The sequence below is a fragment of the Prodigiosinella aquatilis genome (assembly GCA_030388725.1).
Classification (GTDB): Bacteria; Pseudomonadota; Gammaproteobacteria; order Enterobacterales; family Enterobacteriaceae; genus Prodigiosinella; species Prodigiosinella aquatilis.
In genome coordinates this window covers 1,632,590-1,658,339 of the sequence record CP128857.1, presented here as the reverse complement: position 1 = coordinate 1,658,339, position 25,750 = coordinate 1,632,590, and the positions used below count along the sequence as shown (strand labels likewise).

Annotated in this window: 24 protein-coding genes; 8 read left to right on the top strand and 16 right to left on the bottom strand. The window is 48.1% G+C overall.

What is annotated here, in order from left to right:
* Positions 1-753: 753 nt before the first annotated feature.
* Positions 754-1,533, bottom strand: coding sequence for an acetoin reductase (locus PCO85_07745; protein ID WJV55285.1), 780 nt, complete (start codon positions 1,531-1,533; stop codon positions 754-756).
* A 383-nt stretch (positions 1,534-1,916) separates the two neighbouring features.
* Between PCO85_07745 and pfkB the strand changes: the two genes are divergently transcribed.
* Positions 1,917-2,882 (top strand): 6-phosphofructokinase II, encoded by a 966-nt coding sequence (gene pfkB / locus PCO85_07740; GenBank protein WJV56030.1) that lies wholly within the window; start codon positions 1,917-1,919, stop codon positions 2,880-2,882.
* A 72-nt stretch (positions 2,883-2,954) separates the two neighbouring features.
* On the opposite strand, the gene PCO85_07735 is transcribed toward pfkB, so the two are convergent.
* The 11 genes from PCO85_07735 to PCO85_07685 form a co-directional block, all read right to left on the bottom strand.
* The gene (locus PCO85_07735; GenBank protein ID WJV55284.1) at positions 2,955-3,257 is read right to left on the bottom strand and encodes a chaperone modulator CbpM; all 303 of its coding nucleotides are present in this window, start codon (positions 3,255-3,257) and stop codon (positions 2,955-2,957) included.
* A gap of 5 nt (positions 3,258-3,262) precedes the next feature.
* Entirely contained in the window at positions 3,263-4,195 is a 933-nt protein-coding gene (gene cbpA, locus PCO85_07730) for a curved DNA-binding protein (GenBank protein WJV55283.1), read from the bottom strand.
* A gap of 309 nt (positions 4,196-4,504) precedes the next feature.
* Positions 4,505-5,071, bottom strand: coding sequence for an alpha/beta hydrolase (locus PCO85_07725; protein WJV55282.1), 567 nt, complete (start codon positions 5,069-5,071; stop codon positions 4,505-4,507).
* Between the two features lie 99 nt (positions 5,072-5,170).
* Positions 5,171-6,112, bottom strand: coding sequence for an ABC transporter ATP-binding protein (locus PCO85_07720; GenBank protein WJV55281.1), 942 nt, complete (start codon positions 6,110-6,112; stop codon positions 5,171-5,173).
* Complete coding sequence (locus PCO85_07715) at positions 6,109-7,134, bottom strand: ABC transporter ATP-binding protein (GenBank protein ID WJV55280.1); 1,026 nt, start codon at positions 7,132-7,134, stop codon at positions 6,109-6,111. Before PCO85_07715 ends, PCO85_07720 begins: the two co-directional genes overlap by 4 nt.
* A 2-nt stretch (positions 7,135-7,136) precedes the next feature.
* Positions 7,137-8,054: a D,D-dipeptide ABC transporter permease gene (locus PCO85_07710; GenBank protein WJV55279.1), complete on the bottom strand. Its 918-nt coding sequence runs from the start codon at positions 8,052-8,054 to the stop codon at positions 7,137-7,139.
* Positions 8,055-8,059: 5 nt separating this feature from the next.
* Positions 8,060-9,076, bottom strand: a complete 1,017-nt coding sequence (locus PCO85_07705) for an ABC transporter permease (protein WJV55278.1) — start codon at positions 9,074-9,076, stop codon at positions 8,060-8,062.
* 194 nt (positions 9,077-9,270) lie between these two features.
* Entirely contained in the window at positions 9,271-10,788 is a 1,518-nt protein-coding gene (locus PCO85_07700) for an ABC transporter substrate-binding protein (GenBank protein WJV56029.1), read from the bottom strand.
* Between the two features lie 159 nt (positions 10,789-10,947).
* Entirely contained in the window at positions 10,948-11,538 is a 591-nt protein-coding gene (gene ddpX / locus PCO85_07695; GenBank protein WJV55277.1) for a D-alanyl-D-alanine dipeptidase, read from the bottom strand.
* 59 nt (positions 11,539-11,597) lie between these two features.
* Positions 11,598-12,473: a MurR/RpiR family transcriptional regulator gene (locus PCO85_07690; protein WJV56028.1), complete on the bottom strand. Its 876-nt coding sequence runs from the start codon at positions 12,471-12,473 to the stop codon at positions 11,598-11,600.
* 222 nt (positions 12,474-12,695) lie between these two features.
* Positions 12,696-13,469, bottom strand: coding sequence for a hypothetical protein (locus tag PCO85_07685; GenBank protein WJV55276.1), 774 nt, complete (start codon positions 13,467-13,469; stop codon positions 12,696-12,698).
* 659 nt (positions 13,470-14,128) lie between these two features.
* On the opposite strand from PCO85_07685, the gene PCO85_07680 reads away from it, so the two are divergent.
* The 6 genes from PCO85_07680 to PCO85_07655 are packed head-to-tail and all read left to right on the top strand — an operon-like array spanning position 14,129 to position 19,205.
* The gene (locus tag PCO85_07680; GenBank protein ID WJV55275.1) at positions 14,129-15,679 is read left to right on the top strand and encodes an amino acid adenylation domain-containing protein; all 1,551 of its coding nucleotides are present in this window, start codon (positions 14,129-14,131) and stop codon (positions 15,677-15,679) included.
* Complete coding sequence (locus tag PCO85_07675; GenBank protein WJV55274.1) at positions 15,666-15,938, top strand: acyl carrier protein; 273 nt, start codon at positions 15,666-15,668, stop codon at positions 15,936-15,938. The genes PCO85_07680 and PCO85_07675 overlap by 14 nt, the downstream gene beginning before the upstream one ends.
* A 2-nt stretch (positions 15,939-15,940) precedes the next feature.
* Positions 15,941-16,888 (top strand): chlorinating enzyme, encoded by a 948-nt coding sequence (locus PCO85_07670; GenBank protein WJV55273.1) that lies wholly within the window; start codon positions 15,941-15,943, stop codon positions 16,886-16,888.
* Between the two features lie 15 nt (positions 16,889-16,903).
* Positions 16,904-17,566 (top strand): hypothetical protein, encoded by a 663-nt coding sequence (locus PCO85_07665; protein ID WJV55272.1) that lies wholly within the window; start codon positions 16,904-16,906, stop codon positions 17,564-17,566.
* 9 nt (positions 17,567-17,575) lie between these two features.
* Complete coding sequence (locus tag PCO85_07660; protein WJV55271.1) at positions 17,576-18,493, top strand: DMT family transporter; 918 nt, start codon at positions 17,576-17,578, stop codon at positions 18,491-18,493.
* Entirely contained in the window at positions 18,486-19,205 is a 720-nt protein-coding gene (locus PCO85_07655; protein ID WJV55270.1) for an alpha/beta fold hydrolase, read from the top strand. The genes PCO85_07660 and PCO85_07655 overlap by 8 nt, the downstream gene beginning before the upstream one ends.
* Before the next feature lie 67 nt (positions 19,206-19,272).
* Here the strand turns inward: PCO85_07655 and PCO85_07650 are convergent, their stop codons facing one another.
* Complete coding sequence (locus PCO85_07650) at positions 19,273-19,839, bottom strand: XRE family transcriptional regulator (protein ID WJV55269.1); 567 nt, start codon at positions 19,837-19,839, stop codon at positions 19,273-19,275.
* Between the two features lie 832 nt (positions 19,840-20,671).
* Here PCO85_07650 and PCO85_07645 point away from each other — a divergent pair.
* A complete protein-coding gene (locus PCO85_07645; GenBank protein WJV55268.1) occupies positions 20,672-21,781 on the top strand; it encodes an SDR family oxidoreductase in 1,110 nt (369 codons plus the stop codon).
* Positions 21,782-22,158: 377 nt separating this feature from the next.
* Here PCO85_07645 and PCO85_07640 read toward each other — a convergent pair whose 3' ends face one another.
* The 3 genes from PCO85_07640 to PCO85_07630 all read right to left on the bottom strand — a co-directional run bounded on the left by PCO85_07640 (position 22,159) and on the right by PCO85_07630 (position 25,731).
* Positions 22,159-23,133, bottom strand: a complete 975-nt coding sequence (locus PCO85_07640; GenBank protein WJV56027.1) for an ATP-binding protein — start codon at positions 23,131-23,133, stop codon at positions 22,159-22,161.
* A 110-nt stretch (positions 23,134-23,243) separates the two neighbouring features.
* Entirely contained in the window at positions 23,244-23,993 is a 750-nt protein-coding gene (locus PCO85_07635; protein ID WJV55267.1) for a response regulator, read from the bottom strand.
* Between the two features lie 469 nt (positions 23,994-24,462).
* Complete coding sequence (locus PCO85_07630; protein WJV55266.1) at positions 24,463-25,731, bottom strand: MFS transporter; 1,269 nt, start codon at positions 25,729-25,731, stop codon at positions 24,463-24,465.
* Positions 25,732-25,750: the final 19 nt, after the last annotated feature.

The following is a 25,750-nucleotide window of genomic DNA, read 5'->3' as shown; positions in this document are numbered from 1 at the left end:
CTTTACAACTAATCACTCATCGAAACAATTAATTAAGCGATAGCTGATAGTCGTTGAAATAATATTTTCTACATTTTTCTCTTACATCAAAAAATAAATTCATATTCGCTATCTCATTATTTCATTTACATTCATTCAAACGTAATAATGCTAATGGCCTTTTCATACCAAATAGATTTCGAGTTGCAGAAAAACGACAAGTGAAGAGATCCCGATGAGCTCACCAAAGTAAGTGATGCGGGCGACAATTCTGCCTAGAACAGAATTAAACGCTACTTGCAGCAATCCCAAAAGGTCGAAGCTCAAATATGAGTCAAGTAATAAACACTACCAATGCATCTGCAACTCAAAAGATGATGAACAGATAATTAATACCATGTTATACCCTATATATCATGCTTATTTTAATAGATACGGACACTCTTTTTAACCAAAAAACACAATTAATAATAATTAAAAAAATACATAAAAAACACGCAATAGAAAATTAAAAGTGCGTTGTTAATGCTATTTTTTATGAATTTAATGGGAATTTATCTGATATATCCTCAATACTGCGGGACTAATCATTAGCATGAGATATGACAAACAGCAGGAGAATATTACGTATTCTTACAATATTGATTGCACCCACGAACAATAAACACTGGCCTAAGTGAGATTCTGGTTTTCAAATTATTCTGAAGCGGACCGTGCTGCTACATCCACTCATCAGACTTATTTGCTGCACTGTTGTGCAGCAAATATCCACCATTATCGGTAAATCAACCCGCCATCAATCATCGGTGCCTGCCCGGTCATATAATCCGAATCTGGGCTAGCCAGATAGGCGACAAACGCTGCGACATCATCCGGGGTTTCAGCCCGACCTAATGCAATGCCGCCGACATATTTCTCATAGGTTTCACCAATTTTAGCACCGGTTTCTTCCGACATACGCTTATCAATATCAACCCACATATCAGTGCCCACTACCCCTGGACAATACGCATTAACAGTAATTCCAGCGCTTGCCAGCTCTTTTGCCGCCGCTTGAGTGATTGCCCGCACAGCAAATTTGGTCGCAGAATAGACTCCCAATAAAGCAAAGCCCTCATGCCCGGCAATCGACGAAGCATTAATAATTTTGCCTTTCTGCTTAAGCTGTTTAAATTTCTCGGCCGCCGCCTGAATTCCCCACAGCGTACCTTGCAGATTAATACTGAATATTTTATCCACTTCCTGAGGGGTAACCTTAAGTAACGGATTAACCTGGCTGATACCCGCATTGTTGACAATAATATCAAACCCACCCAGTTCTTTTGCGGCAAACTCGACAGCCGCGAATACTTCCTCACGGTGGCTGATATCAGCCTTAAAGGTGACAGCCTTGCGTTTTAATGCTCTGATTTCTTCAGCGACTGCTTTGATTTTGTCATCTTTAACATCCACCAATGCTACATCCGCACCATCTCGCGCCAAACGTAAGGCAATAGCCCGACCGATGCCTTGCCCAGCACCAGTAACCAACGCAACTTTTCCATCTAACGCCATGATATTTCTCCTCAACGTACAACGACAAAGAGGGCTGACATGTTTCATTTTAGCCAGCCTGTTTCACTAAAATTAAAATCTGTTTATTGAGTATAGACGTTAAAATAAGCCCCCTTATCACATTAATGAGTAACAAACTCTCTCTGCTTCAAATGATTTTATTCAACCATCAGGCGATTTAAGCCATCATCTGACATACTTATATTAGTCATCCTTGTCCCGACATAAGCAGGACGATGTTGATCGTGCTACATTTAAATAAATATAAAAATCAATCATGTATATAGCCAATAGATTTCAAGATACCGGAAGGCGGCAAGCGAACGCGCTGCAACTTGAAAGATGACAGGTATATCTGCATGGCTCTGAATGGAGAACGCATCATGCTACAGATCTTTACTCTCACGCTCGCTCCTTCGCTGGATTGCGCCACCACCACGCCCAGAATTTACCCGGAAGGCAAACTACGCTGCACCACACCGGTATTTGAACCCGGAGGCGGGGGTATCAATGTTGCCCGGGCGATTGTTCATCTGGGTGGTGAAGCCAGTGCCATTTTTCCGACTGGCGGCCCGACGGGTGAACATCTGGCAGAGTTACTTAAACAGGAAGGTGTCGGAACCGATACCGTACACACACAAGACTGGACGCGACAGAATCTGCACGTCCATGCAGATAATAGCGGCGAGCAATATCGCTTTGTGATGCCCGGAGCCAGGCTGACTGAAAGCGAACTTGAACAGTTGCTCGACCGGGTGTTAAAACTTCCCTCGGGTTCAATATTGGTCATCAGCGGTAGCCTGCCGCCCGGTTGTGATGTCGACAAACTGACACATTTAGTGAAACAGTCACAGGCCAACGGGCTACGTTGCATCATCGACAGTTCCGGCCCGGCGTTGGACGCCTGCCTAAAGCTAGGTGGTCTGGCACTGGTGAAGCCTAACCAGAATGAGCTATCAGCCTTGATTGGACGGCCATTGGAAGGCCCGGATGACGTTTACAACGCCGCATCAGCGCTGGTAAAGAAGGGATCAACGGAACGGGTCGTGGTATCACTGGGTCCACAGGGGGCACTGGGCGTAGACCACAAGGGACGTATACAGTTTGTTCCGCCGCCGGTGAAAAAAATGAGTACCGTAGGTGCCGGTGACAGTATGGTCGGCGCGATGGCCCTAAAGCTGGCCGCCGGGGCTGAACTGGACGAAATGGTACGCTATGGCGTTGCCGCCGGTACCGCCGCAACACTGAACCACGGAACTCGCCTCTGTACCCGGGAGGATACTCAGCGCCTGTATGACTATATTCTTCAGAGCAACATGGTTTCCCATGACAGCATTACGCCAAAGTAACTAACTGATTTAACAGACCATGATGGGGGTTGATACATCACGAATTCAACTCCTGCCGAGACATCTCGCGCCTCAGGGCATCATCAGAAAGCGATCAAGCTGCCGGCGTAACTGCTCATTCTCTTTTTTGAGTTCTTCGAGCTTATCCAGCAGCGTTAGCGTCATCGCAATGCCTGACCAGTCCAGATCCAGCTCGGTCTGCAATCGCAAAGCGCGCTTAAGGCAGCTCACCGCGTGAGAATCGAAGATCCAGTGCGAATCTTCCGATTCCAGTGGGACAATAACACCCAGCCCCACCACTTCAATCAGCTCGTCCTGAGAAATATCCACCGACTGACACAACTCCATCACGGTAAACGTCATTTCTTCAGACATCGTACTTACTCCCATCCTGCTCGAGGATTAAATGCAGCCTGCTCCGCAAGTTGTTTCCACAGAGCACTGACTTTTTCATCTGGTTTCGCGGGCATAACCACCTTCAGAATGGCATACATGTCCCCAGTCCCCTTTTTACTGACCAATCCTTTTCCTTTAATTCTCAGTCGGTTTCCGCTCTGGCTACCGGGAGGAATCGTCAGGGAAATTTTATCCGTGAGTGTCGGCACTTCAATCCGCGAGCCTAACGCAGCCTCCCACGGTGCCAGCGGCACCACAATGTGCAGATCCCGACCGTCAATATCAAACAAGGGATGCGGAGCAATACGAATAACCAGGAATAAATCACCGTCAGGACCACCACCAACTCCCGCACACCCTTGCCCTTTCAGGCGAATACGGTCCCCATCCGCCACACCGGCCGGGATCTTCACATTCAATGTTTTGGCTATTTCTCGAGTCTGACGACCGAATTCATCATAGACCGGCAACTGGTAAGAAATAGGCCGGTTTTGTCCCGTCAGCGTTTCTTCTAAAAATAACGAGATCTTCATTTCAAGATCTTGCCCACGTATACCATGGGTTCGGTGGGATCGAGCAGAAGATCGATGTCCTGCCGCAGCCTGACTACCAAACATTGACTCAAAGAAATCAGAAAAATCATGCTGCGTCTGCCCATCACCTCTGAAGCCCGGAGAGGGCTCAGAAAATCGAGGATCGTTACGGTGCTGTCTTAGTTCATCATACTCGGCGCGACGCGTGTCATCTTTCAGCACTTCATACGCTTCGGCAACCGCCTTAAACTTATTTTCCGCATCCGGCTCGGTGCTGACATCAGGATGATACTTTCGCGCTAGTCGGCGGTAAGCCGTTTTGATCGTTTTCAGATCAGCGGATGGCTGTACTTCCAGCGCGGCATAGTAATCTTTAAACTCCATGCGGTAGTACCCTCACAATTCACTTGGATTATAATACCCGTCATCTTTCAAGTTACCGAGGCATTGGCTACGCTCGGTTACCCGGCCCACATCCGGACCTCATCCTTAAATTTATTGGCTTATATGTTCAACGTCATTTTCATCACTTATTGATACCATCTATTTCTTCACTGTCACTTCTTAACAATACGCCCTTCAGCAAGCCATTGCGTTATAAAAAACCGTAGACGATAAGTCAGTCTTTCGGTGTGATCTAACTAAAGATGCCTGAAAAAATAATGAATTGATTACCGGCATTATTGGATCTGATTAAATCAGCATATCTTTCAGCACCGCGAACAGTTTGTCGAAACGCGTATAGCCGTCTCGTTCAAGAAAATGGCCGCTATCTGGCACGCCGTAAAGATCGGCATCAAGCTGCTGGCTGAGCGCTAGGCTGAGTTCAGGGGGGACAATATCGTCATTGAGAGAAAGAATAACCGCCCGGCGCAGGATCTGTGTTTTCAGTTGCGCCATATTGAGGGGTTGTGCGGTAAATTCATCCAGACCAGGCAGTATCGGTAATGATGAGAGAAATCCGGCGGCCAGCACCGCCCCACCCACTTTTACACTGGCAGGTTTACTTTGCAGGTAACGTAGCAATGTCACGCATCCCAGACTGTGACCGACAAAGAAGGTCTGCTCGTCCAGTGTTTTCACATTTTCTGTAATGTGTTTCTGCCAGGCAGCATTGTCTGGGTCAGTAGAGTTCGGCATCGCTAATATAGAGACGTCCGTCCCTAGCGAGTGCAACTGATCCGTTAGCCAGCCAAACCAATGACTGGTGGGCGTTGCGGTATAACCATGAATAACATAAACGTGCTTTTTATCGTTCATCGATACATCCTGCAAAAAATTAGGGAAGAACTAAAGGGTCACCGTCACGGCTAATCCTATGGTCTTCCCTATTTTCATATCCAGTATCTTTTTATTTTTTTATAACCGATGGCAACGCACCGCGATACCAGAAGCCGTCGGTAGCAGATCCTGCGGTTTCTGGCAGCGTTCATCCGCGTAAGGACAGCGCTCACGGAAAAAACACCCCTGAGGCAGATCACGATTGCCAGGCAACTCGCCCTTACGGTCAGTCTGCCCGTCATCAAGAGAACGCCCCGCCTGTGGAACAGAGTCCAGTAGCAGGCGAGTATAAGGATGTTGTGGTGCGCCAAGCACCTGTTGTGTCGGGCCGAGTTCGACGATTTGCCCAAGATACATCACGGCTACGCGATCGCTCATGTGCCGAATCACCGAGACATTGTGGGAAATCAGCACAAAGGTGAGATTGCGCTGTTGTTGTAACTCCACTAGCAGATTCAGGATCTGCGCCTGCACGGAGATATCCAGCGCTGACGTGGGCTCATCCAGCACAATGATATCCGGCTCCGACGATAATGCCCGCGCAATGGAAATGCGCTGACGCTGACCGCCGGAAAACTCATGCGGCAATCTGTCAAGATACTCTTGCCGAATACCGACTTGCGCAGCAAGCTCTGCGGCCAGCGCCCGACGTTCGGCCACACTGTTATGTTTTTGCACATAAACCGGTTCGGTAATAATACGCCAGACAGGTAGGCGTGAGTCGAGAGATGACTGCGGGTCCTGAAACACCATCTGCATACCCGAGCCGAACCAGGAACCGTCCTGCCGGGCGCGAACCAGCTGACCGCTGCTTGGTGACTGTAACCCCATCAGCAATTGCGCCAACGTACTTTTACCACACCCGGATTCACCCACAATGCCCAGCGTCTCGCCACGCAGGATGTCCAGGTCCAGACCGTTAAGCGCGTGGACAAACGTCTTGGGTTTCCCCAGCCAGTTATAACCGACCGGAAAGTGTACCCGCACATTCCGTAATTCCATCAAGGATTCACTGATCATGACATCGGCTCCTTCTTCGCCTGTTGTGGGTGCCAACAGGCAACCTGTTGGTGACCATTATCGTTCAATGCCATAAGTGACGGGGAGACACTGCATTGCGCATCGACATGCTGGCAGCGACCACAGAAATTACAGCCCGGCGGCAAATCTGCCAGATTGGGCACCGTACCGGGAATGGCCTTCAGCATGCTGCGTGGCGCTGCATTTTCCGGCGCGGCCTGTAACAAACCGATCGAATAAGGGTGTGCGGGATGGCCGATGACCTCATCAGTAGTACCACTTTCAATCACCTGCCCGGCATACATCACATAGACCCGGTCACAAAGCTGTGACACCACGGCCATATCATGGGTGATAAACAACACCGCCGTGCCACTGGCTTGCGCTTTTTGTTGTAGCAGGCGCAGCACCTGGCGCTGTACCGTTACATCCAGCGCGGTAGTAGGTTCGTCGGCAATAATCAATTCCGGTTCACAGGAAAATGCCATGGCAATCAGCACCCGCTGGCGCATACCGCCGGAGAGTTCAAACGGATAGCGGTTCATCACCTGCTCGGCATCCGCTATCTGCATCTCCCTGAGTAAACCGATGGCCTTAACCCTTGCCTGCTGATAGCTCAGTGACTGATGCAGACAGATCACCTCACACATCTGACGGCCAATTTTGCGTGTCGGGTTCAGCGCGTTCATCGGCTCCTGAAAGATCATCGCCACCCGTGCGCCACGCAGGGTGCGCATCTGTTTTTCGCTGGCGTTCACCACGTCCACACCCAGCATACGCAGCTGCCCCCCGGTAATGCTAAAACCCTCCGGTGGCAACAATCTCATCGCCATCATGGCCGTTACGGATTTGCCCGAGCCGGATTCTCCCACTACGCCGACGATTTCACCGGCGTTCACGGTTAACGACACCTGATTCAGCGCGTTCACCTGCCCACCGTACACCGGAAAAACCAGTTGCAGCCGGTCAATTTCCAGTATCGGCGCAGACGCATCAGGAGGTATTACTGTGGCAGTATTCATGGTTAGCGCCCTCTCCCTTTCGGGTCCAGCAGATCACGCAGACCGTCGCCGAACAGATTAAAACCGGTAGCGGTAATCAAAATAGCCATACCCGGGAATGCCGAATACCACCACTGATCGAGAATATAATTACGCCCATTCGCCACCATCGCCCCCCATTCGGCGGTCGGTTGCTGTGCCCCTAACCCGATGAACCCCAGTGTGGCGGCCATCAGGATCGAGGTGCCGATATCCAGTGAGGCCTGCACCACCAGCGGTGGCAGCACATTGCGCAACACATGCCAGGTGATGAGGTGCCAACGCGACGCGCCAAAAGTCCGGGTAGCCTGCATATACGCCTGATGGCGCAGCATTAGCGTTTGCCCACGGGCCAGACGCACATAGAAGGGAATACGCACCACGGCAATCGCCAGCATGGCATTGAATAGACTCGGTCCGAGGGCCGCTGCCAACGCCATGGTCAGCACCAGCGACGGTACCGATAGCATGATGTCCATACCACGCATAATCAGCGCATCCGTCATGCCGCCAATCACCCCGGAAAAACAACCGAGCAGTGAGCCAACCGTCCCAGCCAGTATCACCACCGCCAGACCGGCAGTGACCGACTGCTGGCTACCTATCAATACACGGCTGAACAGATCACGTCCGACTTCATCAGTGCCGAACCAGTGCACGGCAGACGGTGCCTGCAAACGGGCGGTCAGGTCGATAGCATTAGGATCGAACGGCACCAACCACGGCGAAAACACCATCAGCAACAACACCATCAACATAATGGCCGCGCCGATCAGCGTCAGCGGGCTACGACTTAGCAAATAAAAGGTTTTGCGCATACTGGCAAAGCGCGAGCGCGATGTCACCGCGGTGGCGGCCACCGCACCACAACGCTCGTTCATGACAGGTTCAATCATAGACATCCGGTTCACCCCTCTCGTCCGATACGCGGATCAATCCACACATAGAGCAAATCCACCAACAGGTTGACGATCACATAGGCGAACGACACCACCACCGCAAACCCCATCACGGCCGGGAAATCCAGCGCCTGAATCGAATTCACCACGTAAGCCCCCATACCAGGCCAGGCAAAAACGGTTTCGGTCAACACCGCACCATAAAGTAAATCACCGAGTGCCAGCCCAAGCACGGTTACCGAAGGAATCAGTGCATTGGGCAATGCATGACGCAGGATCACCCGCCAGTGAGACAACCCATTGGCCCGAGCGGTGCGGATATAGTCTTCGCCCATCTGTTCCAGCATCGCCGAACGAATTTGTCGGGCGACAATACCCATATGGACAAACGCTAACGTCAACGCTGGCATGGCAAGATGCCGCAGACTGTTCCACAGGACAGCGCTATTGCCGGTCAGCAGTGCATCGATTACGTAAAACCCGGTGATATGCGTAGGCGGATCGAGCCAGTCGTCCAGCCGGCCGCCACCCGGCAACAGGTCTAGATGGCCATAGAACAGAATGATCACACCCAGCCCCAGCCAAAACGCCGGAGTTGAGATGCCAAGCACCGACAGAAAGCGCACGAGGTGATCAAGAAACTTATTACGATAAACCGCTGACAACACCCCCAGCGGTACGCCAAGCAAGATGGCAATCAACAGTGCACTCAGCGCCAATTCCAGCGTCGCCGGGAAGAAAGCGCGCAAGTCTTCCAGCACCGGCCTGCCGGTACGAATTGAGACACCCAGATTGCCGTGCATCAGATCATACACATAGTGATAAAACTGCACATAAAGTGGCTTATCCAGCCCCAGTTGCTGGCGAATATGCTGCACGATCGCATCACTTGCATGATTGCCTGCCAACAGTCTTGCCGGATCACCGGGGATCAAGTGCGAGATGATAAAGGTGATGACACACACACCTAACACCACCAGCACCAGTCCCCAGCAACGTTGGCGAATAATGGTCCAGAAAGTCATAAACATCCCCTGACCGGCTCACAACACAATTTACCGTTTATCTTTTCAGCGGCAGTGGTACCCAAACCTCAGTCACTGAGTTGACTCAACGCCTGGGTTCGTTGGATTACCACCTTCTTGTACCTTGAAATCTATCGGGTATAAATGCTGTTCGCCGGGTATAAACCGTCACTACACAGAGCGTTACCGCGCGGCTACTTCTTGCTCATTTGACCCACGTTAAACACCTGCTCCAACATCGGGTTGAACACAAAACCCTGCACCTGCTTATTCATCGCCACCTGATAGTTCTTCTGGAACAGATACACATATGCCGCATCATTGATGACCGTTTTCTCCACCTGCTGGTAGTAGTCCGTACGCTGTTTTTGATCCGAGACCAATACGGCCTTTTTCAGCAACGCGTCCACCGCGGGATTACTGTAGAAAGATCGGTTTCCCGGCAAGCCTTTTTTATCCGACTCGAACCAGTAGTTCATGTACATATACGGGTCGGCGAAATCTGGGCTCCAGTTACCGATAGAGATGTCATAATCCCCTTTACCGATACGGTCGCGCATAGTGGCATTGGCCAGTTTTTCCAGCTTCACATGAATGCCGACGGAAGCCAGTGTGGCCTGCATGGAAAGCGCGATGGATTCCCAGTTCGGATCGTTATCCGAATAGAGGAAGTCCAGCGTCTGGCTGTGATCTTTCACGTTGGACAGTGCAGCTTTGGCTTTGGCCAGATTCAGGCTGTACTGCATTGCCGTAGCATCAAAGCCCCACATACCGTCGGGGATCGGGCCACGCATTTGTTTGGCGTTGCCACCTAGAATCCCTTTCACCATGCCCTGATAGTCCGTCGCCCAGGAGATGGCACGGCGGTAATCGACATTATTCAGCGGCGCTTTGGCGTTGTTGAGATACAAATATGTCACACGCAGCGCCGGAAATTCGTCTACTGCCACTTTGCCTTCTTTTTTCAATGCCGCGAGTTGATCGACAGGCAGCGAATCCGCAATATCGATATCTCCACGAGAAAGCTGCAAACGGCGGGAAGCACTTTCACCGATGATCTTCACCGTAACGCGTTTAAAGGCTGGCTTGGGGCCGTGATAATAGGTGTTTGGCACCATGACCAACTGCTGCCCTTTCTGCCAGCGCGCCAGCATGTACGGACCGGACCCCGCAGTGTGGGTGGACAGCCAGGCTCTGCCCTGATCGCCAGGATGTGCTTTGGCGATAGCCGGGTTCACAATACTTGCGCCGTCGTTTGCCAGTGTATAAAGGAACGGGGCAAAGGGCGTTTTTAGTGTGAAACGTACTGTCATCGGATCAACGACCGTCACCTGCATATCTTTTGGAAACGCTTCCGATGGACCTTGCCCTATCTGCATCAGACGATCGAACGACCACTTCACGGCAGCCGCGTTTACTTCGCTGCCATCATCAAACTTTTCTCCCGGCTTGAGTTTGAACGTCCAGACCAGCTGGTCATCGGATGCTGTCCAACTGGCGGCCAGTTCACCTTCTACCTGCGTCGAGCCTTTACCATTTTCAGTTTTGTACTGTACCAATCGCTGATACGCCGGGTAGGTTACCGTCCAGTCGTTGTTATCGATGGTGACGGCCGGGTCGAGTGTTTGCGGGTCGGCTGCTTTGCCAATTACCAACATATCTTTGGGTACTGCCGCCTCAGCCGGTAACACAGCGCCAGCCATGGCGAGCATGATGGCTCCGGCTACAACGCGGCGGGTAAACAGATGGTGAAGTGGTGGTGTTGTGCTGGTTATAGCGGTTATTACTGTCGTTATTCTCATGGCAAACTCCTGAAACAGATAAAAGTTATCGACTGGTGTTGTGATAAAGCCTAAGGACGAACAAGACTGTCACTGAGCCGATATCGGCGGATAACAGCCGAAGCGGTCAGTTAACAGCGGGTACGACAATGCGTCTGGCAGTTCGAAATGCCACCATTCGCTGGTAATCCCCCGATATCCTCCGGCTACCATCACCGCATTAAGCAACAGGCGGTTACGCTGAATCTGCGGGGGAAAATCAGGGTAAAACGGGTGAGAACGTTCGTGCATTTCATCAAAATCAGCCCCCATATCGAGCGCCTCACCCTGTTCGTTCAACAAGGTGAGATCGATTGCCACCCCACGGCTGTGATGGGAACCACGACGAATATCCACCACATATTCCGGGTTGGGGAATGCCGTCCACAGACAGACCTGTGCCTGCTGCGGGCGATAAGCATCAAAAATTTTCAGACCGAAACCGGCCAGCTTTGCCACTGCGGCACTGCGTACCAGAGCCTTAGCCGCATCAGGATGCAGGAGACAGTGGTGCTCCCGGTAGATAGGCTGACCGGTCAGGTTATCGGCGGTGGCGTATTTCAGGTCGATGACCACATCTGGCAGTAGTTCGGCGATATCCACCAGCACCACGTTGTCATCGTTAATCAAACCGTTTTGCATCACGGTATTTCCCTCTCTCATCATCAAAATCGTGCAATACAGTCTCAGTCCACTCAGCGTCAGGATTCGAACTGACCGAACTGTTTTTGCAGCTGACGGTTATCCGCCAGTCGTTGCTCTATCTCCGTACCACCAAGTTCCAACACTGCCGAAATCAGCAAGTTAAACAGGCAACTGAGTGGTGCCAACGAATCCCAGAACTGCCCCGTATCGGTCTTCACTTGCAACAAATCGACGGGGTAGTCACGCGCCCAGGGGCAGTAAATGTCGGTAATTAATGCCACATTCAGGCCCCGTTCACCGGCTACCCGACAATATTTCTGGGCTACCACTGAATAGGCGCGAGTATCGGTCACCACCAAATACGGCGAAGCAAATTCCGAATTCAGCGATTCCACATAGGTGCCGGAAAGCCCGTCGGCGAAATAGACTTTGGGGCGCAAATACTCCAGATGGCTGTAAAAGGCATTAGCGATCCCGCGGGTGGACTGAATACCCAGAATAAACACCGCATCTGCCTGGGCCAGCCGGCGGCTGATGCGGGCAAAGCTCTCGCTCTGCGCCAGTTGATAGACATGGTTGATGGCCTCCAGTTCTAGCGTTAACGCCTGTTGTAACTTTTGCGGTTGCGGTTGCTGTCGGCGTTCCTGATAGGCACCAAGACGATCCGTCACCAGCCATGGCTGATAGAGGCCACCGCCGCTTTGTTGACGCAGTGTGCGTTTGAAGTCATCCAAATTGCGGTAGCCGAGACTGCGCAGATAACGCCCCACCGAAATACCGCTGGTGGCCGCACTGCGGGCAATACTGTCTGCTGTTTCAAACGGCACCTGTGCCAGATTCGCCAGCAGGTATCCGGCAATGCGTTTGCCTGTCGGCGTCTGTACCGCAAACGAGGCTTCTATCTGCGCAATGACATCCTGGTTATCACTCATCATTAGCCCTTTGTTACTCATCCATCATACTTATGACATTTGTTATAAAAGTAACAATGCATGGATTATGCCAATACTGAAATAAACGTGGCTTTTTCATAACAAGCAGTGTGCGACAAGGGGCTCACAGGAATACGCTAAAACGAAGGGATAACAAGAGAGAGGGAAACAGGTCACCATTGCACAACAAACAGGCAACCTGGTAAAGCTATGGTGCAATCGCTATAAAACGACGCTTGCCGAACGCCGCATGACGCCGGTCAGCAAAACCGTGACAACCACTGACGCCATAAAAGCCAGAATAAACGTCGCCAGCACCCCAGCCCAGAGTATCAGTTCCCGGATTACCACATAGAACAGGATGACTCCCGTTGCACTGACTGCGTTACCACGCACCACAGCGGCCATGTCTCTTCTTCCCCCTTGAATGTGGGCAAATAGCGTCAATGGCCAGGCAATAACGGGGACAGGAGCAAGCATGCCACTTATCTGGGGGCCGAGCAGGTGTGCAGAGGAAGTAATCGCAAACAGCAACGCTGTTGCAGTAAGCATACGCAAAGGAATATCCCAGTATGGTACTGCCGGTTCTTTTACTGCCCTCTCACCACTGTCAGTTAACCGCAGGATGATGATAATCGCCACGACACTGACAATAATCGCGCCTTCCGTTGATGCTAAGAATAGAAACAGTGTGGAGATCATCCCAAAGAAACAGAGAGCACTGACACCAGCCACCAGAATGGAAAGGAAGCGGGTCAGGATAAAATAGAAAAGATAGGTGAGTAATACCGCACTCAGTCCGGATAACGCGGCACCAGCCGCTTCAGCGGCAAAATGCGGCCCCTGTTCGACCGCCAGAAAGACAGCCACCGGGCCAGATGTCAGCGGCATGCCGGAGAGTATACCGCCAACGAAACTCCCCCACTTCCGGACAGCCAGAGAAACGACAAGCATCAGAATCGGCGTGACAAGCAATTTAATGGTAAATAGGTCCAAGTATGCCACCGCCTTTATTAACGATCGGGTTAGCCATCAATGAACTGATCAATTCAGTTCCTTTTCCTGAGAAATGATATTTAATTAAATAAATTCAACAATATATCAACCAACATCATCGCTGACCACCGGTGATGGACAATCAATAATATGCAAGCGACGGCTCTCTGTGCAACCGCGCTGAAACAGTCAAATTAAACCGGTTATCTGTTTCGGTATATTGACCTGTCTCTCATCACTGGGCAATAGTCATTTGTCCCCATCATCGTTTAAACCGCAAGTACGCTAACTCCCCCCACGCCCTTGGTTGCCACCTTCCTGCATCTTGAAATCTATTGGGTATAGCACATCAGATTTCTCTGCATTTATCACTTGATCGTTCTAAACCACACGCTAACCGATGGTTAGCAATCCACAGGGAGGCCTCATGTTTAGATGCAGGCCTAACTGTTCTTAATAAGAAACAATAAGTAAAAATATCCACATTTTTTAGGTTAAAAAAATCAACAAAAATAAATCAAAAAACACTAACCAAATGTAATTTATACATATTCTATTAAATCATTATGTAGATTTGTTAAGTTAAAATTAACATATAAAAAATATTTGTTCGTTTTAATTTTTGATTGTATGTTTATTAAGAACGAAAGGAGGACAACGTGGCTACAAACCTAACCCCAATGGAAGATCACGCAACGCTACTGCATTGTTTCTTTGACGCCGCGACAAAATATCCAGAGCGCATCGCAGTAAAAGACTGTGTCAAGAGCGTTTGTTACCGAGATCTACAAAACCAGATAATCAATATTGGCAACTATCTGCGTGGACAAGACATCAAAACAGGTGATCTTATCGCCGTTGAGTTTTTTCCGTCGGTTGAACTTATCGCAGCACTACTTGCGGTACAAAGTGTAGGAGCAGCCTATGTACCTATAGATAAAAAAGCCCCCAGAGAAAGAAATCAGCTGATACTTGACGATGCTCAACCAGCACTCATTATCAGTGATACACAAACGTCATTGCATCCCGGCTTTCGTAGCAAAGACATTAGCGACATCATTAATGCCAAACCGACAGAAAATAGTCACGATGAGTCGACTCCAGACGGAATTGCCTACGTGATTTACACCTCCGGCACGACTGGCAGACCGAAAGGGGTTCCCGTTTCCCATCAAAGCCTACGCGCACTATTTGCGGCAACAGACAGCCTCTACCACTTCAGTGAGAAAGATGTCGTATTGATGTATCACTCTTATGCATTCGATTTTTCAGTCTGGGAGATATGGTCAGCTCTTGCCTATGGCGCCACACTACTGATCCCGGATGAGGAAACCCGGGTGATGCCAGAGAAACTGACCAGACTCATTAAAAATGAGAGAGTCACGATTTTAAACCAAACTCCAACGGCTTTTTCCATCAATGCAGAAAAGCTTTGTCAGCTTAAGCCATGGGAGCTGTCGTTACGATTTATTATTTTTGGTGGGGAAAGACTCAATTTCCAGACATTAAAAAACTGGAATCATCATTTCGGTCTGTCTTCTCCGCTATTGGTTAATATGTATGGCATTACTGAAACCACAGTTCATGCCAGTTGGCACATAATAAATGAGAGTGATTTAAAACGGTCCGAATCTAACATCGGGAAAATACTCCCTGGGTTTTATTATATTATCCAACCACTTGGTGATCATGAATGGCCAGATAATAGCGGTGAACTTTTACTGTCTGGTCCTCAGGTCACCTGTGGATATCTAAATATTGATAATGAAGAAAGTGGCAAATTTGTATGGCTGGGAAATGATGGTATTTCACATCGATATTACTGTTCCGGAGATATTGTTCAACATAATGCCAATAATGATTTAATTTATTTGGGTCGCTGTGATCAACAAGTCAAAATTCATGGCTATCGTATAGAAATAGGCGAAATAGAATCAATCCTGGCCCAGATGGAAAGTATCAATGATATATCCGTTATCGCTACCCATTCTGAGTTGCACGGCCATCACTTAGTCTGTTTTTTTACTTCTACGACGCCAGCTGCCGAAATTATTGAAAAATTAAAGTCTATGGCAAAAAATCTATTACCGGTTTATATGCGTCCGGCACTCTATAGAAAAATAGACATTATGCCTAAAACAGTTAACGGGAAAGTTGATAAAAATAACATTATATACTCACTCACTGGAGCAACCTATGAACATCACTAATGATACAATTAAACAAGATAGTCAAATTAAATCAAAAGCATTAAAAAAATATATATCTTGGTTAGAAGATATACTGGAGCAACCAATATCTAAGGATGAGAATTTTCTAGATATTGGTGGTCATTCTATGATTGCAATCTCATTGAACGAACGAGTTAAAAATGAATTTGGCCTTAGTCTTTCCATTGAAAGATTATATAACACAACGTTAGACGAAGTATTTTCATCTGCTAATTACCTTTCAAAAGAAGGATGTTAAAAATGAATAAAACACTAAACTTAAATGAAGAACAGTTGGCAAATTTTCATAACAATGGATTCATTGGTCCGATCACTATTTACACTCCAGAAGAAATGGCGGAAATGTGGAATATAATACGCCGTCAACTACCCAATCGTAGTAACGCAGCTTATCCTGCAGACTCTTATGGCGCGGCCACCAATATATCAAACTATGATCGCCACTTAGATATTCAACTACTCAGCCAGCATATTACCAATCCACAGATAGTGGCGGCCGTATCCAGTATTCTGGGTGACGATGTCTTGTGCTGGAGAACGGAGTTTTTCCCAAAATATCCAGGGGATGAAGGCACCGATTGGCATCAGGCAGACACCTTTGCCAACGCCAGCGGTAAACCACAAATCTTGTGGCCCGGTGAAACTGAAGAGCAGTTTGGTAAAGGAACACTAACAGTTTGGACCGCTTTTACCGATGCGACAATTGAAAATGGCTGTCTGGAAATCATGCCTGGCACTCACAAGAAAATGAACTATGACGAAACCAAGTCGATGGCTTACCAGACCGACATTATTAATGCTTTGAATAAAGAGGGAAAAAACCGTGGATTCTTTGGTTATGACTACCGGAATCTTCAAGTCGATCCAAACTGGAAACCAAATGAAGAACAAGCAGTCCCACTGGAAATGAAAGCGGGCCAATGCGTGATCTTCTGGTCAACACTTATGCACGCTTCTTATCCTAATATTTCCGAGAAAAACTATCGTATGGGCTTTGCATCCCGCTACGCACCAAGCTACGTCGATATTTATCCCAATACTGATCAGGTAAGTGAATACGGCGGGAATATCCCACTTGATAAGTTTGGCTGCGTAATTGTGTCTGGTCAAAATCACAACAGAAACAATCGTGTCGTGTCTCATAATTTGCTTGGTCAACCCTTTACCCAACTGTCAACTGGCGCGTAACGCGGGAGAGATTCGATGACTCAAATTCAGTGTTACCTTGATGATACTTACCGTTTTCACTCATCAAGTGAAATTATTGACAGCGGTTCTGATGAATCAGGCCAATGGATTGCACTAAAAGACAATATTTTTCATCCACAGGGCGGGGGGCAACCCGCCGATGTTGGTTGGGTCAATGATATCCCGGTGCGTGTCGGTAGACTCTCCACAGATAAAGTAATCCTCTATCCCGAAGCGCCACTGAGCACTATGGATGGCGTCCCGTTGACCGCCACACTCTCAGCAGCGGATCGCTTGTTACATGCAGCGTTGCATACCGCAGGCCACCTTCTGAACTGGGAAATGCGCCAATACGGTTGGATGGCTATCAGCGGACACCATTTCCCAGGCGAGTCGCGAGTCGAATTTTCGCCAATGGGCTCGACAGCCATGCTGGTCGACAAACTGCCATTACCGCTTATTCAGGCAAACATTCAGGAGTTGCTCAAAGATGGACGACCCGTCACAACCTGGCATGAAGAAGAAACGCGTCTATGTCTGATTGAAGGAACCGAACCCATGCCTTGCGGGGGCACTCATGTAGATAATCTCAATAAAATTACCGAATTCTCCATTAAGTCGGTCAAATTTAAAAAAGGCAAGTTGCGTATCAGCTACGATGCCTCTCATGCGGTTTAAGGACTGACTATGTCTCATGACACATTGCAACTTCCCCGGTCCCAGCTTTATCTATTGGATTTCGGATTACTGGTTGTCGCCCTCTCCTGGGGAGCAAGTTATTCGTTAATGCAACTGACGGTTAGGGCCGGTGTTACTGTACCACTGTTTTTAATGCTTCGTTTTGCACTGGCTGTTCCTTTTATGTTTATTGGCACTCGGATACGTTTACGTGACATACAACGTGGAGAATGGGTTAATGGACTGATATTTGGCGGTTTACTCTATGCAATTCTGACATTTGAAACCTTGGGGGTATCCCATACTACCGCGGCTAATGCAGGCTTTCTCATCGCCTTGTCTGTCGTTCTGGTGCCATTTTTTGAGCGAGTGATTGGTAAACGTAAACAAAGTAAATTCATTTACTTTACCTGTTTTCTTTCTCTGGCTGGAGGAGGATTACTCAGTTTTTCTAATGCCACGGGTTTTGGGTTTAACAGTGGTGATACGTTGATTTTGATCGCAGCGTTAATCCGTGGGTTTCAGATCTTTATGTTTGGCAGACAGACTTCCGGCCAAAATTATTCACTGGTTAATATTACATTAATAGAATTGTTTACTGTTGCCATCCTGGGATTGGCTTTCGTTCTGCTATCTGATCCTACGTCGCTGAATATCATCCCGACTATTTCCCTTAGTGTCTGGGGATATATTTTGTTTTTAAGTCTGCTGGCCACAGCCTTTGCCTTTTTAATGCAATTGCACGCGGCAAAAACCACCAGTTCTACACGTGTCGGATTAATTCTTTCATTGGAACCCGCGTTTGCCGCCATGTTTGCCGTCTCGATTATGGGCGAAACCATCGGCTTACTTCAGGGGACTGGTGGGATAATTATTGTCTGTGCTGCATTGATGGGACGTATTGCAGAAGGGAAACGTTATGAATGATCCGCGCGCTCATCTGGTTATTTTCCATCATGCAGGCGGTAGCGCTGCAGCATTGAGAACATTTGCTAAAAGTTTCCCCAGTGACTTTAACATTATTCTGATGGAGATGCCGGGCCGTGGACGTCGGCGCCAAGAGCCTTTATTGTTTGAAGCTGATAAAGTGATTCAGGACTTTTTTCCTCGTATCCCTGCGGAAGATCCGATTGTTTTCATCGGCCATAGTTTGGGAGCTTATATTGCCTATTTAATGGCAAGTCACTGTCGTACACGCGATCCATACAGAAATATTGGTTTGGTTGCTATTTCTAATTTACCAATTCATTGTCGGCAGCATTTCCCATCGTTAGACCTGAGTGATATATCACAACAGCAGTTATTACAATTTGCGGAACTGGCGGGTCAACTTCCAGACTGGTTAAAGCAGGATGAACGGCTAATAAAGCAGTTTTTACAGGTATTCGCCGCGGATTTAAGCGTAGCAAATTCTATTAACACTGAGCAGGAGGCCCCGTTGGTGAATACGCCGATACTGGTGATCTATGGAAAGGACGACCCTTTACTCCCCTCGCCACCCTATCGCTGGCAAGAGTGTACACAAAATGCATTCCAAATGATTGGCATACCCGGAGATCATTTTATATTAAATCAACACGAGACTGATATTAGTGGAATGATTACTCGATTTATTGATAAACATTATTGTATGGAGTAGTTGCAAATTTAATCAGCAAAACCGCTATTGCATAACAAGGAGCCACACGGCTCCTTGTTTGTTAACATCAAATAGAATAGGACATTACCACCGTTGCACTCACTGTCACGTCAGTACATACATAGGAGTGTAGAACATCACCAGAAAAAGCATAAAAATCGCCAGGTTGCAATACAATACTTTTATTGTTTTCAAACCGGATCATCAGCACGCCATAATGGATGATGATATGTTCATGTGTTCCAGAAATATGCGCTGGGCTATTAATAATGGTCCCGGGATTCATTTGTAAATGCCATATTTCAGAGATATTACCCAACCCGATACGAAACTTCATGACCTGAGAATAGGCAGTCTCCATCGGAAGATATTTTTCCAGATAGGGATAGAGTTCATTATTTCCACCCAGTAGATCCCCCAATGGAAGACGCAGTGCGCTGGCAATGGCATCCAGTGTATCGACGCGAGGATTAGAACTACCAGACTCCAGCTTGGAGAGCGCAGCCTTGGATACCCCGGACAACCGAGAAAGCTCGTTTAGCGAAATATTCCTTGCTAACCGTAACTGCTTAACTTTTTTGCCTATAGTGCTACAGGTTTTTTTTAATCCATCTTGCTGTTGAGTTATGTTCATTGCCGGGCCGAGTACCAGTTATATATCTATTCATCATACCAGAATAAAAACACCCTTTCCGTAAAAATACCATCAGATCAAGCCATATTTAACACAACATAAAACCTGAGATACTTATTGATACCTTCTTAAACATAATAATACCCAGTAAGATATTAAAATGATTTATACAGGTAATATTAAACAACCGCTTTTAATCGATCAGTACATTATAATTTTATGTCCGCACCAATTAAACGTGCAAACAGTTATCATATGCTGATGACTCCAATTTATTGATTGATGCATAGTAATACCTTTTGGAGCCGGTTCCGATGGCAAGCAGTGATATCATATATTCTTCTGTGGTGCAGTAACCTCCCAAAACTGATTAGGCGTTACTCTATAGGGGCTTAATGGAACAATGTGTAAGTAATAAAGCACTGACATGTGAGCTGGCCTAGGGTAAACGCAATACACTGGTCAGAAACGGCAGCAATATAAAATTCATAAAGAATCAACATCTTTCCTCACGAAAAGAACATTTATTAATGTAGAAAATGGCTTGAAATACGAATGTCATTATCGGTTGCCCCGTTATCTTTGTAAGCCCCGCCCTTACATTTACTAACAGATAATTTACCAAATACATCAAACCTCCACATTAACATGACAGAGTCTCCATAGTTAGCGTTTAACATAGCGAAAAGCGCAACAGATTTAAGTCATGCAAGGATGAATTAAACGGGTTTGATTAGAAAATACTCCATCATATAAAGAATGAAATAGTCACGGCATTACTGCCCAAGCATTCAACGTAGACAAGATTTATAAAGGTGAAGGTGAAGGTAACATGTTTAAGATTTTGATTACGGGAAGTACTGGTTTTATCGGGGGGAGCTTCATGGCCTATGCCTTGGAAAAATATGGAGCTGAAAATATCCTTACGATTGCCCGCGAAACCCAGGATAAAAGTGCACTGATACGTGTTAGGGAAAATCTAAAAAATTTTCATGTTAGTGATGATCTACTAGAAAAGTTATCTGATGATAATATCATCAATGGCGATCTATTGAATCCAGAACATTTCCTTAACGATGAACGTTTAAACGTTGTAACTCATGTTGTGAATTGTGCTGCTGTGGCTTCATTTGGCAATAACCCACGCATCTGGGCAGTAAATGTTGAGGGTACGTTTAAGTTAGCCCAAAAAATGGCTGAAGTTGAAGTCCTGCAGAAGTTTGTTCATGTTGGAACAGCAATGGCGTGCCTGCCGGAAAAAGGAGCGTTTGTCACTGAAAGATTATCCTCTTCCAGCCATGGTCAGCATATCGTGCCTTATACTCGTTCCAAAGCCGAAATCGAAGAACGAATAATAAAATATCTTCCTGGATTACCTTTAATTATCGCACGTCCATCTATTGTAGTAGGGCATTCTAAATATGGCTGCGAACCGTCGAGTAGCATTTTTTGGGTGTTCAGCATGGTGATTAAACTGAGCAAATATATGTGCTCGCTTCAGGATAAGGTAGATATCATTCCGGTAGATTACTGTGCGGAAGGATTGGATCTACTCATGAATTTTGGCGATATCAATGATCCGATTTATCATATCTCTGCGGGAGAAAAGGGAGCGGTTACTTTTTCTGAAATTGACGCCTCATTCGCCGAAGCACAGGGGACAGTCTCGATCTCAAAAAATTATGAACAGGTTGAATTTGACTATTTTTTAAAAAATCAAAGTAATTTCAGGATCATCTTTGGGGATTGCAATGAAAAATTGATGTTAAAGTCGATTTATTTATATGGTGAATTCTCAAAGCTTAACGTCGTTTTTAGTAATGAGAAAATTGTTGCTCTAGGTTTAAAAGAGTCAGCCCGGTTCACAACATATATCGACAAGTGTGTTAAAACCACTCAAGGAAAAAATATTATGGAAATGATGATGTGTGATTTTAAATAAACTTACAAGCCTTCGTGAATCTGTAAATAATTCTATGTAACTGCCACTATATTAATGGTGATCGCTCATGCGGTCACCAACCTCGAATAATAAAACAGTTTATCACCAGCGGCCAATTTTGGGTGATCATACTCCACTTTTCGATGCTGCCTGTATTGCCAGATAAATGACCTCACATACTGAGTCATCTATCAGAACCTGGTACACCACCTTTAATCCTCCAACCACATGCCCAACAGCGTTTTCTGGTCGTTGGTGTTGTAGCCGGCTTTAATTACAAAATAATAAAATAAAACAACTTGATATAGTAAATACAGCAAACAGTTTTGCCATTCGGTAATAAATTATAGTCTCATCGCTGTGGATTATTCCTCAATTTATAGTGAGCTATTTTTAGTCTCGGTTTTGTTAGGCCAGCGTACCTCGAAGAGGGTCCCACCAGTTAATGAGGGGCGGCAGGTCGCTTGCCCGCCATGTGCCAGCGCGATAGCCCGCACGACAGCCAATCCCAGTCCGCTACCGGCACCTTCGCGCGTGCGCGCGGAATCCCCGCGCTGAAAGGCATCGAACACGTGGGTCGCAAGTGTTTCGGCAATTCCTGGGCCATCGTCTTCGACGCTCAGGTAGGATGAGTCATGCTCCACTCGCATCTGAACACGAACACCGCCGGGTACAGCGTGGCGTCGTGCGTTTTCCAGCAGCGCCAGCAAAGCCTGGAGAATCCTGGCTGGGTCACACCGAACAGGTTTGTCTTCCAAATCGAGTACTGGTGACAAACCGGCCGCGTGCAGGCTGGGTTCAAATAACTGCATGGCGGCCTTGATTTCACCAGAGAGGTCAGCGTCGCACAGCTGAATTTGCAGGTGACCACTGTCGGCAAGTCCTACCACCCTCAAATCCTCGATCAAGCGAGTCAACCCCTCAACCTGAGCGAGTAGGCTACGAAACTGCGCGGCGTCAGGTTCAAAAACGCCTTCGGCAAGCCCTTGCAGTCTACCCCGGAGGATGGTCACCGGCGTACGCAACTCGTGAGCAATCGCCGCGTTCCAGAAAGTTTGCTCTTGCGCCATACGCTGTAGGCGCTCAGCCATAGTGTTAAAGTCATGGACCAACAAAGCAGCTTCGCTCAACGAACTGTCGTTTGTGACTGCCCGGGCATCAAGATCGCCTTGCGCAATCTGACGGAGGCTCTCGGCAACTGACGTTAGCGGCAAAAGGATGCGGCGCGAGAGCTTAATGGCGACAGTGAGCGCGAGGGTCAGTGCGACAGCGGTGGTCGATAGTATCCAGCCCCATTCAAGCCCCGATGGTGCCCAGTCGTCATTTGGCGGAAAGCTGTCCGGCCAAAACATCAGCAGGGCCGCATAAAAAGCATAGGATCCCAAGATGATCAGTAGAATGACCCCCAAAACCACTGCCATCATGGTCAGAGCAATCTGACGGCTAAGTCCGGTCAATATTTTCATGAGGTACTGCCAAACTTGTAACCTACGCCGCGCACACTAGTGGGCACACAACTCACCCCAAGATCCTCCAGTTTCTTGCGCAGTTTGCTAATATGACTGTCCACCGTACGCTCCAGCGTATCGCCCTCTGGCAGACAAACGGCCAGTAGTTCGCTGCGGCTGAATACCTGTCTGGGTGCTTTCGCCAGGTGCACCAGCAGCTTGAATTCAGTAAGAGTCAGAGTAAGAAGATGCTTGCGATGACCAAGGTCCACCGTGACCTCATGCTGGTCCAGGTCGATCTCGAAGATATCCACCCGCATGACTTTTGGCTCTGAATTCATGCCTCGGGATGACGTTCGTCGCAACACAGCCTGTACGCGCGCGACGACTTCGGCAGGGTTGAAGGGCTTGACGACGTAATCATCCGCGCCGATACGCAACCCCATTAGCTTGTCGATATCCTGATCCAGTGCGGTAAGCATGATCACCGCCGTATCACCACGATGGCGAATCTCGGAAAGCACCTGCCAGCCATCCATCCGTGGCATCTGTACATCCAAGAGTACAAGGTCAGGTTTAAGTGTCAGGTGTAACTCCAGAGCTTGTAGCCCGTCGATGGCGTGAACAGTACGTAACCCACTGCGCGTAAGATAGGCTGTCAGGATTTCAGCAATCTCAAACTCATCTTCGGCGATGAGTATCAGAGCAGATCCCTTACCATCATCCACTAGCCCAGTAGATGAATCATGTGGAAAGCCTGCCATGTTTATCTTTCTCGTTTGCGAACATTAAATTTACCAACTTCATCATAATTCCACATACATTCAACTCAAACTATATTCTTTTTTGTAGAATCTCCTCCTTTTCTGGAAGTACAACGGCAATTATAGTCCGTTGAATAGGTTGATCCTGACCCAGCCAAACCAGAATTCCGGCATGATAAATACATCCCTGAACAGAGGTTGTGGCGATGAAAAAGTCACGATTTACCGGAGAACTGACTATCCTCGCTATTAAGCAGACCGAACTTGTGAGGTCGAGGACTCTCTGGCGGCGTCGAATTTAACTCTGGGTTAAAATAACATCTATTACTTCTGATCATTGTGTTACCTGTTTTGACTATGAGACGATGATATCACTGCTGTCCAGGTGGCCAAATTCAGAATTCCATTTCAATAAAGTCTACCTTTTCAAGAGCCGTAACCAGCCATAATAAAAGAATACTGATTGATTTTAAGGCATTTTCTCCAATTGAAGTAATTTAGGAGAAAGGAAGCCGGTCAGACACACCAGGCCGCCAAGCACGCCCATCAGCACAAATAACCAGCGAATGCCGATCAGTTCACCCACCGGGGTAACAATCGCCAACCCAATCGGTGCCGCCAATCCCATCACGGTATTCAACAGCGATAACACGCGCCCCTGCAAATGGTTAGGTATAGTGCTCTGTAGCAATGCGGTGAGCGGCGCATCACCGAGAATAAAGGTGAAACCACTCACCACCCACCAAGCAATTGCCACCCCAAAAAGCCTGGGCGGTACCAGAGCGGTCAACGCCAGAGAGAAACACGATGCAGTAAAGCCCCAAAGAATCCAATACATTTTCCTCCGTGGCGCACTTGCCGCCACCACCAGGCCACCGAGCACCATACCTATGCCCTCCAGCCCTTCTATGAGGGCTACCTGAGGTGCGCCACCAGCGAAGTATTCTTTCACCAGCAGCGGCACTAGCATAAACGACGGCATAGTCACCAGCACGACAATCCCGAGTAAGCCATAGAGCCTACGCAGGCCCGGGTCAGACCATACCAACTGCAATCCTTCGCGGAACTCGCGCCATATGCTACTGGAGGCATTCATACCGGCGCATGCCTGAGGAATGCTGAATATCAGCAAAGGCACGATGCCGAGCAGCGCGGTGGAGACATCAATGCTGAGCGCCCAGCCCAGCGGCATCACGCTGATGGCAAGCGCGCCAAGGGGAGCGGCCGCCACCAGCGTCAAAGCTTGCAGCGTCTGATTAAGTCCCGCTGCGCGTGACAAAAAGCCATGCGGCACCAGCATAGACATGCTAGCTGCCGCCGCCGGGGCCTGAAAAGCCTGCATCGCGCTACGGATAAACATCATGGTGTAAAGGTGCCACAGCTCGATACGCTGGGTCAGAAACAACACGATCAATACCAGCATGCACAACGCACTGATCACATCAGCACCGATCATCAGCAAACGTCGACTATAGCGATCGGCGAACGTTCCGCCCAAGGGACTCAGTAAAGCCTGGGGTAGCAGTGCCGCCATGCCGGCGGTCGCCAGGGCGGACACACTGCCGGTGGTATCCGTGATCCACCACAACAGCACAAACTGTGTCAAGGCGGAGCCCAGCAAAGACAGCGCTTGTCCACTGAAAATAGCCCAAAATCGTATCTGCCAATACGGACCGGGGTCAATATTACCTTCCGGTTTGGGCTGGCCCATAGGAACCTGTTTTGATTCAAGACTCATCAACATAAAAAATCCATAT